This is a genomic window from Arcobacter suis CECT 7833 (assembly GCF_003544815.1).
GTDB classification, from domain to species: Bacteria; Campylobacterota; Campylobacteria; order Campylobacterales; family Arcobacteraceae; genus Aliarcobacter; species Aliarcobacter suis.
Map to the genome: position 1 here is coordinate 480,010 of NZ_CP032100.1, position 14,958 is coordinate 494,967.

A 14,958-nucleotide genomic window follows, 5' to 3' on the forward strand; every position below is an offset into this window, starting at 1 on the left:
TAATAAAATATCTCAAATTCAAAAGGAGAAAATATGAAAAAAATTATTGGTTTATTAGCAGTTGCTGGTTTAACAGCATCTCTTTATGCAAATGACAATACAGGTTGTGGATTAGGTTCACTTATAATTAAAAACCAAAATACAGTTGCTTTACAAGTATTAGCTGCTACAACAAATGGAACTTCAGGAAATCAAACTTTTGGTATTACAAGTGGTACATCAAATTGTGCTAAACCTAATAACTTTGTATCAAATGACAAATTAAATAGATTTGTTTCTGAAAATATGGATGAATTAGCTTTAGATATTTCATCAGGAAAAGGTGAAACTTTATCAACTGTTGCAAAACTTATGAATGTAGAAAATACACCAGAGTTTTCTGCTAAATTACAAGCAAACTTTTCAACTATATATTCAAGTGAAAATGTAACTTCAGCTACAGTTATCGATTCAATTGCAAAATATATCTAATTTCTTTAATAGAAAAGTTAAGTATTTATTACTTACTTTTCTATTCCCAACTTTTTGTTTCTCAAGTATAACAACTCAAATATTTATCGAACAAAAAAAACTTTATGAAAATCCTTATTGGTCAAAATTATTACATTACACAAACGGTGAAAGTGAAATAGATTCAGATAACTTTTTTATATCAAAAGATGGAAAAACTGATTTAAAAAAAGAGTTATTTGAAACTATAAATTCCCTAGAAAATGGGCAAAATAATGTTTTATGTAGATTTCCTTTACGGGTAAAATGGTTAAAAGAAAATATTCCTTCTTTAGAAAAAGATATTGTCAATTATTCTTGTGCTGAATTGGATGAGTTTTTATCTTCGGTTGATGCAAAACATGTAACAATGGTTTTTCCAACTGCTCATATAAACTCACCAGCATCAATGTATGGACATACTTTTTTAAGGGTTTCTTCAAATGAAGAAACACCACTTATTTCAAACGCTGTAAATTTTGCTGCTAAAACAGATGATACAAATGGATTGATTTTTGCTTATAAAGGATTATTTGGTGAATATGAAGGAAGATATTCTATTTTGCCATATTATGAAAAAATCAAAGAATATAACAATTTAGAACAAAGAGATATTTGGGAATATGATTTAGATTTAACCCAAGATGAAATAGATAGATTGGTTTTACATGCATTTGAGTTAAAAGATTCATATTCTGATTATTTCTTTTTTAAAGAGAATTGTTCTTATAATATTTTATGGTTATTAGAAGTTGCACGATATGATTTGGATTTAGTTAGTCATTTCACTTTTAAAACTGTTCCCCTTGATTCTATTAAAATATTAAAACCATATAATCTAATAAAAGATTCAAGATTTCGTTATTCAAATATGCGAAAAATGAAAAATATTTTAGAAGAAAAAATAGAAAATAAAGAGCATTTAAAAACTTATGTTAATGAGAATGAACCTTTAACTGAAACATTAAGCACTGATGATAAAATCTCATATTTAGATTTTAAAATTTTATATCTACAATATCAAAGAGCAAACAATGAATACGAAAAAGATGAGTATTTAAAAAAATATTTGAGACTTTTAAAAGAGCGAAGTTCTTATAATAAAGCTTCTGTTTATGATATTAAAACTCCATTTAATCCTCTAAATTCTCATGATTCTGCAAAAGTATCACTTTTTTATGATTCAACAGATAGTTTTGAGTTAGGATTAAAACCAGTTTATAATGATATTTATGACATTAGTGAGGGTTATTTAGAAGGGGCTTATATTGATTTTTTTGATTTAAATATTAAAAAAACAAAAGATGAAAATGTAAAATTAGATAAATTTACACTATTAAAAATAAAATCATTAGCACAACAAGATATCATTTTTAAACCACTTTCTTGGGGAATTGATTTAGGATATGAACACTTTAAAGATCAAAAAGATTATCTAAAAATAAAACCAGAAACTGGACTTACTTTTGGAAATGAAAAGAATTTTATTTATACAATGATTGGTTCAAATGTTTATTATAAAAATAGTGACCAATTATATTCTATTGGTTCATCTGTTGGGTTTATAACAAATCAATTTGATGACATAAAACTAGGTTTTAGATACTCTTATGATAAATATAATAAAGGTCTTGAAAACAATGAGTTTGAAATATCTACTACTTATAAAATTGAGCAAAATATTGCGTTAAATGTAAAATATATAAATGATAATTTATATAAAGAAGACAAAGAACGAATAAAAGCTGGGATTTTTTATTATTTCTAAAAGATTAAAGAAAATTTTCTTTAATCTTTTAAGGTCTATAAATTCTATTTGAACTTCCATTTGCAATATGATAGATATTTACATCATATTTTTTAGAATAATATTTAAGTAATAAATGTTGTAAAGTTGGCTCAATTGATGGCGTAAACCAAGCATTATTTGATATAGCTACCATATATTCTGTATTTCCTAGGTTTTCAAATATTTTATCTGTTGTTGCTTCATAACAAATAGCATTTCTGAACTTCTCACCTTTTATTACAAAATCAGTTGGTTCACTAGCTTTTGAATAATCTTGCGCCCCATTATAAAAAACTTTATTTATTAAATCAACTAGGAATTTCGGAAATGGAATTTCTTCTCCAAAAGGTACTAAAACAACTTTTTTAGCAATTTGTATTTGACCTTTTGTAAAATGATATGAAGCATTATATATTTGGTTATCTTCTATATATAAAGCACCAGTAATAATGTCAATTTTAAAAGATAATTCTTTTAGTTTTTGAAGTAAATTATCATTTCTATTTAATGCTGATGTAAATGCCGTTTCTGGGAGAACTACTAAATCTTTTTGTTGATTTATTGCATTGTTTATTTCATCAAAATTTTGTTGTTCTAGTGTTGATCTGTATTGTTTATCCCATCTTAAATCTTGATTTACATTCATTTGTGGCATATAAATTTTTGCATTAGGATTTTGAATATACTGACCTTTTGGAAAAGACAAAGCAAATAAAAGGGGAATAATTCCTAAAATTTTGAATCTTTTTAGTTTAATAATAAAATAAAATGAAACTAAAACAAAAATAAAACTAAGTTTATCAATTCCAATATAAGAATCAATAAATAAAAGCTCAAATTTCATCCAATTAAAACCAAAAGGAGCAAAAAAAGTAAAAGCAAAAATAGTTAAAATTCTAAAAGTTAATCTATCAAATAGAGCAAAAAAATAAAAAATTATTCCAAAAACAGTTCCAATACATATCAAAATAACAGGAGTTAAATATACTAAATCATAGTATTGTAAACTAACAGCCATCCACCAACACCATAAAATTCCTGTAAAAAATCCACTAATTAATAGAGCTTTTTTAGGAATAATCAACAAAAAATATATAGCAAGTAGTGCTAATATAGTATTTAAAATTTTTATTTCTATATTGAAATAACTCAAATAAATGAAAGAACTTAATAAAATAGAGCTAATCAAGCCTTTTATTATGAAGTTTTTGTTAGAATAATCGCGTTTTAATAAAAACATAATAAACTACTTTTTAAAAGGAAATTCGATGGAAGGTTCAAGTACAGATTTAATAAGCTCATTGCTACCTCTAGTTGCTTTATTTGCAATTTTTTACTTTTTGATTATCAGACCACAACAAAAACAAGCGAAAGCTCATAAAGAAATGGTTGCTAATTTAAAAAAAGGTGACAAAATTGTAACAAATGGTGGCTTAATTGTAGAGGTTGCTAAAGTAGAAGATACTTATTTTGTAGTAAAAAATAGTGATAACACTGAAATGAAACTTATCAAAGAATTTGTTTCGAAACTTTTAGAGGACTAATACTCTTCAAATTTTTTAAGATATGTAAGTTTTACATATCTTACTAACTTCAAATTTAAAACCCTAAACTAAGGATTAATATTGAAAATTTTTAATTATAGACTTGTAATATTCCTATTATGTATGATTTTTGGCGTTGTTTTTTCAATTCCATCTTTATTTCAAACAGATACTGGGAAAAAAGTGGCATTAGGACTTGATTTACAAGGTGGATTACACATGCTTTTAGGTGTTAATACACACGAAGCAGTAAGCTCAAAAATCAAAACTATCGCTACAACAGTAAAATATTTTTCAGATGATGAAGAGTTATTAATTGATGGATTGTTAATAAATGAAGATAATGTTACATTTAGTGTATTAGATGCAGATGAAATACCAAAAATGGATTCTTTATTAAATGGAATTAAAGGGCTAGCTATTATAAAAAATGGCTTAGAATATACTATAAAATTAACACCAGAAGATATTATTAAAACTAAAGATTTAGCAGTTGCACAAGCTGTTGAAACAATTAGAAATAGACTTGATCAATTTGGATTATCAGAACCAAATGTTGTTAGACAAGGTGAGAGCGATATAATCGTAGAATTACCAGGTATAAAAACGGCAGAAGATGAAAAAGCAGCAAAAGAACTTATCTCAAAACCTGCAAATCTTGAATTGATGGCAGTTGATGAAGAAAGAATAGATCAAGTTAATAATATGACTTCTTCTCAAGCTTCTTCTTATGGAGATATTATTCTTGAAGATACAAAAAATCCAAATATAAAATATCTTGTAAAAGAGATTCCAATTTTAAATGGAAGCCAAGTAATTGATGCTCAAGTTGCATTTGACCAATCAAATCAAGCAATTATTAATTTTACTTTAAATTCAACAGGTGCTAGAATATTTGGTGAATTTACAACAAAAAATGTTGGTAAAAGATTGGCAGTTGTTTTAGATGGGAAAGTTTATTCAGCACCAAATATCAGAGAAAGAATTGGTGGAGGAAGTGGACAAATTTCTGGTGGATTTACTGTTTCTGAAGCTGGAAATGTTGCTATTGCTTTAAGAAGTGGTGCATTACCTGCAACTGTTACACTATTAGAAAAAAGAAGTGTTGGACCATCTTTGGGAGCTGATTCAATTAGAGATTCATCAATCGCTTTAATTTCTGGGTTTTTATTAGTTTTTGGATTTATGATTATTTATTATAAAGGTGCTGGAATTGTTGCAAATATTGCATTAATTGCAAATGTTTTTATGCTAATTGCAATCATGGCTATGTTTGGAGCAACATTAACACTTCCTGGTATGGCAGGTATTCTTCTAACTGTCGGTATGGCAGTTGATGCAAATATAATTATAACCGAAAGAATTAGGGAAGTATTAAGAGAAGGAGCATCAATACCAAAAGCAATAGAAGATGGATATGAAAATGCAATTAGAGCAATTGTTGACTCTAATGTTACTACTTTACTTGTTGCTGTTATTTTATATGTTTATGGAACAGGTCCAATCAAAGGATTTGCAGTAACAATATCTATTGGTATTATAACTTCAATGATAACAGGAATTTTAGGAACACACGGTATTTATCAAGCATTACTTGCAAGAGGTGTTAAAACAAAAGACACATATAAGTGGTTTGGAGCTAAATAATGGAAATTTTTAAAACAAATAAAACTTATGATTTTATGGCTAAAAGGATACCTTTTACTGCTGTTTCTGTAATATTGATTGTTATCTCAATATTTTCTCTTTTTACAAAAGGATTAAATTTTGGTATAGATTTTGCTGGTGGAACAGTTATTCAAATCAAATATGAAAAAGAGGCTCCTATCTCTGATATTAGAGATCTTTTGAAAGAAACAAATCACTCAAATGCTGCTATTACAAAGTTTGGGAGTGATGAGGAAATAATCATTCGAGTTACTGGTTCAAGTAGTACTTTAGGTAATGATATTGGTGAAGAATTAAAAACAGTATTAGCATCAACAGGTAATTTTGAAATTAGAAGAGTTGATATGGTTGGTGCAAAAGTAGGAGATGAACTTGCTGAAAAAGGTTTGATGTCTTTGCTTTTATCATTTATTGGAATAATTATTTATGTATCTTTTAGATTTGACTGGAAGTTTGCTTTTGTTTCTTTATTAGCATTACTTCATGATGTTATAATCGCTATTGGTGCAGTTTCTTTATTTAATATTGAAGTAAATCTGGACATCTTAGCAGCTATTTTAACTCTTTTAGGTTATTCATTAAATGATACTATTATTATTTTTGATAGAATCAGGGAAGTTATTCAAACTTCTAAAGAAGATAATTTAGAAAAATTGATTAATGAATCAGTTAGTAGAACTTTACCAAGAACAACATTAACATCATTAACAGTACTTTTCACAGTTTTAACACTTTATTTATTTGGTGGTGAAATAATTAATGGATTTGCATTTACTATGTTAGTTGGGGTAATTGTAGGTACATATTCTTCTATTTTTGTTGCTTCATCATTTTTAGTTAATCTAAAATTCTCAATTGCAGATTATAGAGCTAAAGAGGCTGAAAAAGTAAGAATAAAAAAAGAAAAAGCTAAAAATAGAGCTATGTTTGAACAAGGTACTCTTTAAAATAGATAAGTTTATTCAAATTATGTTTTTATATAAAAGGAAAGAGTTTTTTGCTCTTTCCTTTTTTTATTTGTGTAGTTTTTTATTTGGGCTTTTGGATTCCTACGAACGCTTTTTTTTTGCTAACTTTTCTTTATTAAAAAGAAAAGTAGAATCCTCAAAGAATAAGAAATGTATAATCTTATTTAAAAATAATCAATAAAAGAGATTTATGTGTAAATGTAGTCAAAGAGATTGTGAGTTAGAAGTTTCTGGAAATAGTGATAAATGTATTTTACATTGTGAAAAAGATGATTGGTATAGAAAATCAGAATATAACAACCATAAAGATTGGTCTATGTCAAAAGATAAAATTGAATATTTTTGGACAGAATTTCATAAAATAATAAGAAATATACAAGAACCTTTTTTTTGTAATTTTAATTATATAATTTTCCCCGCAGTTGAACATTGTGGCTATATCAAATCAGATATAAATAAAATCAAGTTTTTAAAATTAGAATATTGTGATTTTCTTGATGAAATTAATTTAAATTTTTTTCTTGATGCAAAAAGTTTAGAAATTAATAGATGTGAGTTTTATGCAAATGTTCAATTTAATGTAAAGATTTTTGAAGGGCAGTTTATATTTCAAAATAATATTGTATTAAAAAAGATAAATTTTGATGACATAGAATTTAAAGATACTTGTTCTTTTATGAAAAGTGAATTTAAAAATGAATTAAATTTTAGGAATGTAAGATTTAATGATTATGCTGTATTTAATAATACTGAAATTGAAGATTTATTATTTAGAAATACATTTTTTAGAAAAGAATCAAACTTCTTAAATATGAAACTCTCAAAAGTTGGAGACAGAGAAACAGCAAGAATAATTAAAGATTCTTTTGAAAAGCAAAACAATATTATAGAAGCAAATAAATTTTATGCTTTAGAAATGAAAGAAAGAGAAAAAGAGTTAGATTCAAAAAAAGATTTCTTTGAATGGTTAGTTTTTAAATTTTATGGACTATCTGCAAATCATTCACAAGATTGGACTTTAGTATTATTTTGGATTATAAATATAAACTTTTTTTATTCATATTTGAATATAGAAACAAATATGTGGATGTTAGCATTTAAAATTTTATTTTCATTGATTTTAATTTTATTAATAGGATGTATGATTGTAAAAATTCCAGAAGACAATGAAAAAAAGCGTTGGGTAACAACAATACCAATTACAATGGTTTGTTATTTCTTTTATGGGTATTTAGTAGAAAAAGATTGGTTATTAAGTGAATATTCTAAAAATTTAAATCCTTTTTCTATAATGCATGCAGATGAAGCGATAAATTTTGGAACACTTCTTTTCAAAATCATAATAGCATATCTAATCTACCAATTAATCATCTCAATAAGACAAAATACAAGAAGAAAATAATTAAATGATATTAAATTATAGTTATTATACAAATATTTAATAACTATAATTGCTAATTAATTATATAATCCCTAAATTCTAAAATAAATAATTAATAAAAAAATCAAAATAGGATAAATTATGGATTTCTTTAAAAAATCAGTTATTGCAAAAGTAATTTTTGTCTCTGTTATATCAATTATTATTTCTATGAGTATTTTAACTTACATAGTAGTAAGTAGTACTTTTAAAACAATGAAAAGTAGTAATGAAAGTGCTACTAATAAAGAATTATCTTTATTGGTGGAAAATATTAATACTTTTAACAAGGTGGCAAAATCAGGTGCAAATACAAGTGGAGATATTTTTCTAAATATGCTTACGGGTATAAAAATTGATAGAAACAAAAGTGTAAAAGTTGGAGAATTTGATACTCCTATTCTTTCAATTAACAATGACGTTTTAAATCTTAATTTTAAACAAGTAGATGAATTTACTGAAATGACAAAAGGTTCAGTTGCAACAATTTTTGTTAGAAAAGGTGATGATTTTATAAGAATTAGCACAAGTTTAAAAAAAGAAGATGGAAATAGAGCAATAGGAACAAAACTAGACCCAACACATCCTGGATATAAAAAAGTTTTAGAAGGAAGTACTTATTTAGGAAAAGCAACATTATTTGGAAAAGATTATATGACAAAATATATTCCAATAAAACAAGACAATGAAGTTATTGCTATTGCCTTTATAGGTTCTGATATTAGTGAAGATTTGGCTCATTTGACTGAAACAATAAGCAGTAAAAAAATTGGGAAAACAGGTTATTACTACATAATTAATTCTGATGAAAAATCTAAAAAATATGGAAATTTTATAATCCATCCAAAATTAAAAGATAAATCAGGTTTAGATCTAACAGATACTAATGGTAAATACATTGTAAAAGAGATGTTAGAAGCAAAAAATGGAGATTTAAATTATGTATGGGAAGGTTTAGATAAATTTGTATTTTTCCAAACTTTTGATGAATGGAATTGGTTATTAGTTGGAGGTGTAAACTCTAATGAAATATTTGAAGATGCAAATAAAATTATGTATTTGATTATTGTTTTATCTATATTAACGGTAATTGTTATATCTTTTTCAATATTTATTACAATGAAAGTTTCACTAAGATCTCTTGGCAAAATAAAAGAAGGATTATTGACATTTTTTCTTTATTTAAATCGTGAAACAAATACCATAAGTAAAATAGATATAAACTCAGAAGATGAATTTGGCGTAATGGCGAAACAAATTAATGAAAATATTGCAAAAATTGAAAGAACAGTTGAAGAAGATAGAAAATTAATTGATGAAACGATAACTGTGTTAAATGAATTCGAGCAAGGAGATTTATGTCAAAGATTAAATATTTCTGTTCATAACCCAGCTTTAATGGAATTAAAAAGTGTTTTAAATAAAATGGCAGATAATTTGGAAACAAATATTGATACTATTTTAAATATTTTAGAACAATATAGTAAATACAATTATTTAAAGAAAATTCCTACTCAAGATTTAAAAGCTCATTTATTTAAATTAGCAGATGGCGTAAATATTCTTGGTAGTTCAATAACTGAAATGTTAGTTGAAAATAAATCTATGGGATTAACATTGGATGAAACTTCTAATGTTTTATTAAAAAATGTTGGTATTTTAAATAATAGTTCAAATGAAGCAGCTTCAAGTTTAGAACAAACAGCTGCTGCTTTAGAAGAGATTACAAGTAATATAAGAAATAGTACACAAAATGTATCAAAAATGGCTAATCTCTCTAATGAAGTAACAAAATCAGCAACAAAAGGTGAAGAGTTAGCAAGCCAAACAACAAATGCAATGGAAGATATAAACACACAAGTTAGTGCAATAAATGAGGCAATTACAGTAATTGATCAAATCGCATTTCAAACAAATATTCTTTCACTTAACGCAGCCGTTGAAGCAGCAACCGCTGGAGAAGCTGGAAAGGGATTTGCAGTAGTTGCAGCAGAAGTGCGAAATCTTGCAAATAGAAGTGCTGAAGCTGCCAGAGAAATAAAACTTTTAGTTGAAAATGCTACGGCAAAAGCAAATTTTGGAAAAAATATTGCTGGGGATATGATAAATGGATATAAACAACTAAATGAAAATATTTCAAATACAACAAAATTGATTTTAGATGTTGAAAATTCATCAAAAGAGCAATTACTTGGAATTGAACAAATAAATGATGCTATAAATCAACTGGATCAACAAACACAAAAAAATGCTATGATTGCTTCAGAAGCAAGAAATATCGCAATAATAACTGATGAAATATCAAAACTTGTTGTAAATAGTGCAAATAAAAAAGAGTTTGATGGTAAAAATCAAGTAAAAGCAAAAAATATCCAAACTAATCAAGATAATAAAATTGAAAAAAAATCTTCAGAAAAGGAGTGGGAAAGTTTTTAAAACTTTCCTATAAAAAATAGAAATAAGCTTATTTACTAATATAGGTAAAAAGCAATTTTTTATCATTTTTTAGCTATTATAATTGCCTTAACAAAAGCAAAAATTATAAAAGGATAAAAATGGATTGGGGTAAAGTAACCTATATTTTCTTTTCACTAATGTCACTAACTACAACTGCTGGTTTTTTATATGAACCAAACGCTATTGCATTATTTATAGCAGCTGGAGTTAATGTAATCTCTACAATATTAAAACTTGGAGTTAAAAATTTACTCGCAGCTGAACTGTTAGCTAGTTCATTAGTTGCTGATTTACACCTAATTCCTTCATTTATGGTACTTACATTTTCTAATGATTTACCTTTAGCAATTTCTTTAGCAATTGGTGCTGTTGTTGCTAATCTTTTCTCTATAGCTTTAGCTTTAATAGAAAGTTCAAAAAGTCAAGAAAAGGATGAGTTTTAATGGAATATATTTCAAAAGAGATTGAAAAAAAATGGCAAAATTTTTGGAGTGAAAATCAATCATTTGAACCATCTGATGATCAAACAAAAGAAAAAAAATATATTTTAAGTATGTTCCCATACCCAAGTGGAAGAATTCACATGGGACACGTGAGAAACTATTGTCTAGGAGATGCTTTTGCTAGACATTTTAGAAAATCTAATTTTAATGTTTTACACCCAATTGGTTGGGATAGTTTTGGAATGCCAGCTGAAAATGCAGCAATAAAACATAAACTTCATCCAAAAAAATGGACTTATGAAAATATTGATTATATGAGAGATGAATTAAAAGCTTTAGGTTTATCTTTTTCTGAGACTAGAGAATTTGCAACTAGCGATGAATTATATACAAAATGGGAACAAGAATTCATCATAAAAATGTATGAAGCAGGAATCATTTATAGAAAATCTGCAACAGTAAACTGGTGTCCTCATGACTTAACAGTTTTAGCAAACGAACAACTTGAAGATGGTTGTTGTTGGAGATGTGGAACAGAAGTTGTTCAAAAAGAGATGCCAGGATATTATGTAGGAATTACAAAATATGCTCAAGAATTACTTGATGATTTAGAGTTATTAAAAAATGATTGGCCAAGTCAAGTTTTAACTATGCAAGAGAATTGGATAGGAAGAAGTGAAGGTTTAGAGTTTAAATTTGAATTATCTGTTGAGTCAAAGGCAAAATTAGAGAGACAATTCACAAAATATTTAGTATTTACAACAAGACCTGATACTATTTATGGAGTTTCATATTCAGCACTTGCACCTGAGCATCCAATTGTAAAATATATGGTTGAAAATAATCTTTTACCAGAAAAAAAGATAAAAGCAATTAAAGAGATGCAAAAAGTTACAGAAAGAGATAGAGCAACACAAGAAAAAGAGGGTGTTTCTTTAGAAATAGATGTAATGCATCCATTAACTGGAGAAAAAATTCCTGTTTGGGTAGCAAATTTTGTTTTAAGTTCTTATGGTGGCGGAGCTGTAATGGCAGTTCCTGCACATGATCAAAGGGATTTTGAATTTGCTAAAAAATATGATTTACCTATGAAACAAGTAATTGTTGGTGAATCTGGAGTAATAACAAAACAAACAGAAGCTTATACAAATGAAGGTACTTTAATTGATAGTGAAGGATTCACTGGATTACAAAATACAAAAGCAAAAAAAGCAATTATTTATCATTTTGAACAAAATTCTTTAGGTGTAAAACAGGTTAATTTTAAACTAAGAGATTGGGGAGTTTCAAGACAAAGATATTGGGGTGCTCCAATTCCTTTTGTACATTGTGAGTCTTGTGGTTTAGTTCCTGAAAAAACTGAAAATTTACCAATAGCCTTACCTGAAGATGTAGAAATTACAGGAGAGGGAAATCCACTGGATAATCATCAAACTTGGAAACATTGTTCTTGTCCAAAATGTGGAAAACCAGCTCTTAGAGAAAGTGACACTTTAGATACATTTGTTCAATCATCTTGGTATTTTTTAAGATATGCAACAAATCCAAAAGTTTGGAATGAAACAGGAATTTCAAAATCTGATAGTGATTATTGGATGGATGTTGATCAATATATTGGTGGAATTGAACATGCAATTTTACACCTTTTATACGCAAGATTTTTTACAAAAGTATTAAATGATTTAGGTTATACAAATTCAAAAGAGCCATTTAAAAGATTACTTACTCAAGGTATGGTTTTAAAAGATGGTGCTAAGATGTCAAAATCAAAAGGAAATGTTGTAGATCCTGATTTAATTATTGAAAAATATGGTGCAGATACAGCAAGACTATTTATGTTATTTGCAGCACCACCAACAAAAGAACTTGAATGGAATGATAGTGCTGTTGATGGGGCATATAGATTTATTAAAAAATTCTATGAAAGAGCTGTTAATGTAACAGAAAATGGCTTAAAAACTTTTGCTAGCTTAGAACATTCTTCTTTAGATAAAGATGAAAAAGAAGCAAGGAAAAAAGTATATGATGCATTAATTAAATCAAATGAAGTATTTAATAAAACTTATACTTTTAATACTTTAATTGCTTCTTGTATGGAAGCTTTAAATGCTTTACAAGCTCAAAAAAATGAAGCTGTTTGGGCAGAGGGTTATTATATTTTAACAAATATTTTAGAACCAATAATTCCCCACGCTTGTTGGGAATTATCAAACCAACTGTTTAATCTTGAAAACTTTAATAAAAAACTTGAAATAAAAGAAGAAGTTTTTACTTTTGATTCGATAATTTTAGCAGTTACAGTTAATGGTAAAAAAAGATGTGAGATTGAAGTGGCACCTGATACTTCAAAAGATGAAGTTTTAGCAGCAGCAAAAATAGCGGCGGCAAAATGGTTAGGTGAAAGTGAATTAATTAAAGAGATAGTTGTTCCAAATAAACTTGTAAATTTTGTAATAAAAGGATAAAAATTAATATGAATATTTTAAAAAAAGTGCTATTTGCACTTTTTACTTTTACCATTTTATTTTCAATAACAGCTTGTGGATATAAACCTTCAACATATTATGCAAAAGAAGAAATTTCAGGAAAAGTATTTGTTAATGTTTTAATAAATTTGGAAGATCCAAAGAACTCTGTTTTAATAAAAGATTCAATAAATCAATTATTAATCCAAAAGTTAGATGCTGAACTTGTAAATAAAGAATCTTTAGCTGATACGGTTATGAATATCAATATAAACTCTGTTAGTATGCAGGCTTTACAATATGATAGATCAGGATACAATAAATTATATAGAGCAGTAGTTGTAATAAATGTTTCTTATTTCAAAAAAAGTGATAATAAAAGAAAATCATTTAGTGTTGATGGCGAATATAATTTTTCTATAGATAATGGTACCTCAATAAATGATACTCAAAGATATAATGCTATTCAAAAAGCTTCTGATAAAGCTATAGAAGAAGTTTTATCAAAAATAGCAGTATCATCATTTAAAAAATAGATGTTAGTAGATTTAAAAAATACAAACTTAGAAAAGTTTTTGGAACATAAAACACTTTATTACGACAAGATAGATTTTACAGTTGTAAAATCTTCTTGGGATAAACTTTCAACGAAAATAAAACTTCCTTTTGTAATTCATATTGTTGGAACCAATGGAAAAGGAAGTACAGGAAGATTTTTAGCTCATTATTTATATAAAAAAGATTTTGAAGTTTTACATTATAGCTCACCACATATTATGAAATTTAATGAAAGAATTTGGATAAATGGCTCGGATGTTAGTGATGAAAATTTAGAATTGGCTCACCAATTTTTACAAGATTTATTTGAAATAGAACTTTTAGAAAAATTAACATATTTTGAATATACCACTCTTTTGGCTTTTTATTTATCAAAAGATTTTGATTATTTAGTTTTAGAAGCTGGTCTTGGTGGAGAGTTTGATGCAACAAATGTTGTAGAAAATAATCTGTCATTAATTACAACTATTGGACTTGACCATCAAAGCTTTTTAGGAAATACAGTTGAAGAAATAACAGCTACAAAAATGCGTTCAGTTGATAATAAAATGCTTATTGGTTATCAAGTTTTTCCTGAAGTTGTTCAAACTGCTTTTAAAGTAAAAGAGCAAATTTTAGAGCAAAGAAATAGAAATATAGAAATTATTGAAGTAAAAGATTTTAATAAATATCCTATAAATGACAAATTTGCTTCATATTTAAAAAGAAATTTACATTTAGTAATTGCTTGCTTAAACGAGTTGAAAATTCCTATAGATTTAGAACTTTTTGATGATGTTCCCCTTTTTGGAAGATGCCAAAAAATAGCTTCAAATATAACTATTGATGTGGGGCACAATCCCCTTGCAGCAACAGTTATAGCAAAAGAGTTTGAAAATAAAAAAATCACTTTGATATATAACTCTTATGCGGATAAAGATTATGTGGAAGTTTTAAAAATATTAAAACCAATTATAAAAGAGCTTGTAATAATAGAGTTAGATGATAAAAGAGTTGTGAAAAAAGAGGAGTTAGAAAAAGTTATTAAACAATTAAATATAACAAATAAAGAGATAATAAAAATAGAAGAAAATGAAGAGTATTTAGTTTTTGGTTCATTTTTGGTTGTTGAAAAATTCTTATCTTTGATTGGCTTCAATGAGTCTTTATGAGTTTTT

The 14,958-nt window shown here is 26.6% G+C and carries 12 protein-coding genes; 11 read left to right on the forward strand and 1 reads right to left on the reverse strand.

Annotated elements, in window-relative coordinates:
• Positions 1–33: 33 nt before the first annotated feature.
• The gene (locus ASUIS_RS02345; RefSeq protein WP_118885537.1) at positions 34–471 is read left to right on the forward strand and encodes a DUF3015 family protein; all 438 of its coding nucleotides are present in this window, start codon (positions 34–36) and stop codon (positions 469–471) included.
• Positions 455–2,257 (forward strand): Lnb N-terminal periplasmic domain-containing protein, encoded by a 1,803-nt coding sequence (locus ASUIS_RS02350; RefSeq protein WP_118885538.1) that lies wholly within the window; start codon positions 455–457, stop codon positions 2,255–2,257. The genes ASUIS_RS02345 and ASUIS_RS02350 overlap by 17 nt, the downstream gene beginning before the upstream one ends.
• Before the next feature lie 28 nt (positions 2,258–2,285).
• On the opposite strand, the gene ASUIS_RS02355 is transcribed toward ASUIS_RS02350, so the two are convergent.
• A complete protein-coding gene (locus tag ASUIS_RS02355; protein ID WP_118885539.1) occupies positions 2,286–3,518 on the reverse strand; it encodes an apolipoprotein N-acyltransferase in 1,233 nt (410 codons plus the stop codon).
• Positions 3,519–3,546: 28 nt separating this feature from the next.
• On the opposite strand from ASUIS_RS02355, the gene yajC reads away from it, so the two are divergent.
• The 9 genes from yajC to ASUIS_RS02400 all read left to right on the forward strand — a co-directional run bounded on the left by yajC (position 3,547) and on the right by ASUIS_RS02400 (position 14,952).
• Complete coding sequence (gene yajC, locus ASUIS_RS02360; protein WP_118885540.1) at positions 3,547–3,822, forward strand: preprotein translocase subunit YajC; 276 nt, start codon at positions 3,547–3,549, stop codon at positions 3,820–3,822.
• An 81-nt stretch (positions 3,823–3,903) separates the two neighbouring features.
• Positions 3,904–5,469, forward strand: a complete 1,566-nt coding sequence (gene secD, locus ASUIS_RS02365) for a protein translocase subunit SecD (RefSeq protein ID WP_118885541.1) — start codon at positions 3,904–3,906, stop codon at positions 5,467–5,469.
• The gene (gene secF / locus ASUIS_RS02370; protein ID WP_118885542.1) at positions 5,469–6,437 is read left to right on the forward strand and encodes a protein translocase subunit SecF; all 969 of its coding nucleotides are present in this window, start codon (positions 5,469–5,471) and stop codon (positions 6,435–6,437) included. The genes secD and secF overlap by 1 nt, the downstream gene beginning before the upstream one ends.
• 211 nt (positions 6,438–6,648) lie before the next feature.
• The gene (locus ASUIS_RS02375) at positions 6,649–7,860 is read left to right on the forward strand and encodes a pentapeptide repeat-containing protein (RefSeq protein ID WP_118885543.1); all 1,212 of its coding nucleotides are present in this window, start codon (positions 6,649–6,651) and stop codon (positions 7,858–7,860) included.
• Between the two features lie 120 nt (positions 7,861–7,980).
• Entirely contained in the window at positions 7,981–10,314 is a 2,334-nt protein-coding gene (locus tag ASUIS_RS02380; protein ID WP_118885544.1) for a methyl-accepting chemotaxis protein, read from the forward strand.
• A 119-nt stretch (positions 10,315–10,433) separates the two neighbouring features.
• On the forward strand, positions 10,434–10,778 hold the full coding sequence (locus ASUIS_RS02385) for a DUF6394 family protein (RefSeq protein ID WP_118885545.1): 345 nt from the start codon (positions 10,434–10,436) through the stop codon (positions 10,776–10,778).
• A complete protein-coding gene (gene leuS / locus ASUIS_RS02390; RefSeq protein ID WP_118885546.1) occupies positions 10,778–13,243 on the forward strand; it encodes a leucine--tRNA ligase in 2,466 nt (821 codons plus the stop codon). The genes ASUIS_RS02385 and leuS overlap by 1 nt, the downstream gene beginning before the upstream one ends.
• Before the next feature lie 8 nt (positions 13,244–13,251).
• Entirely contained in the window at positions 13,252–13,779 is a 528-nt protein-coding gene (gene lptE / locus ASUIS_RS02395; RefSeq protein WP_118885547.1) for an LPS assembly lipoprotein LptE, read from the forward strand.
• Positions 13,780–14,952, forward strand: coding sequence for a folylpolyglutamate synthase/dihydrofolate synthase family protein (locus ASUIS_RS02400; protein ID WP_118885548.1), 1,173 nt, complete (start codon positions 13,780–13,782; stop codon positions 14,950–14,952).
• The last annotated feature ends 6 nt before the right edge of the window (positions 14,953–14,958 follow it).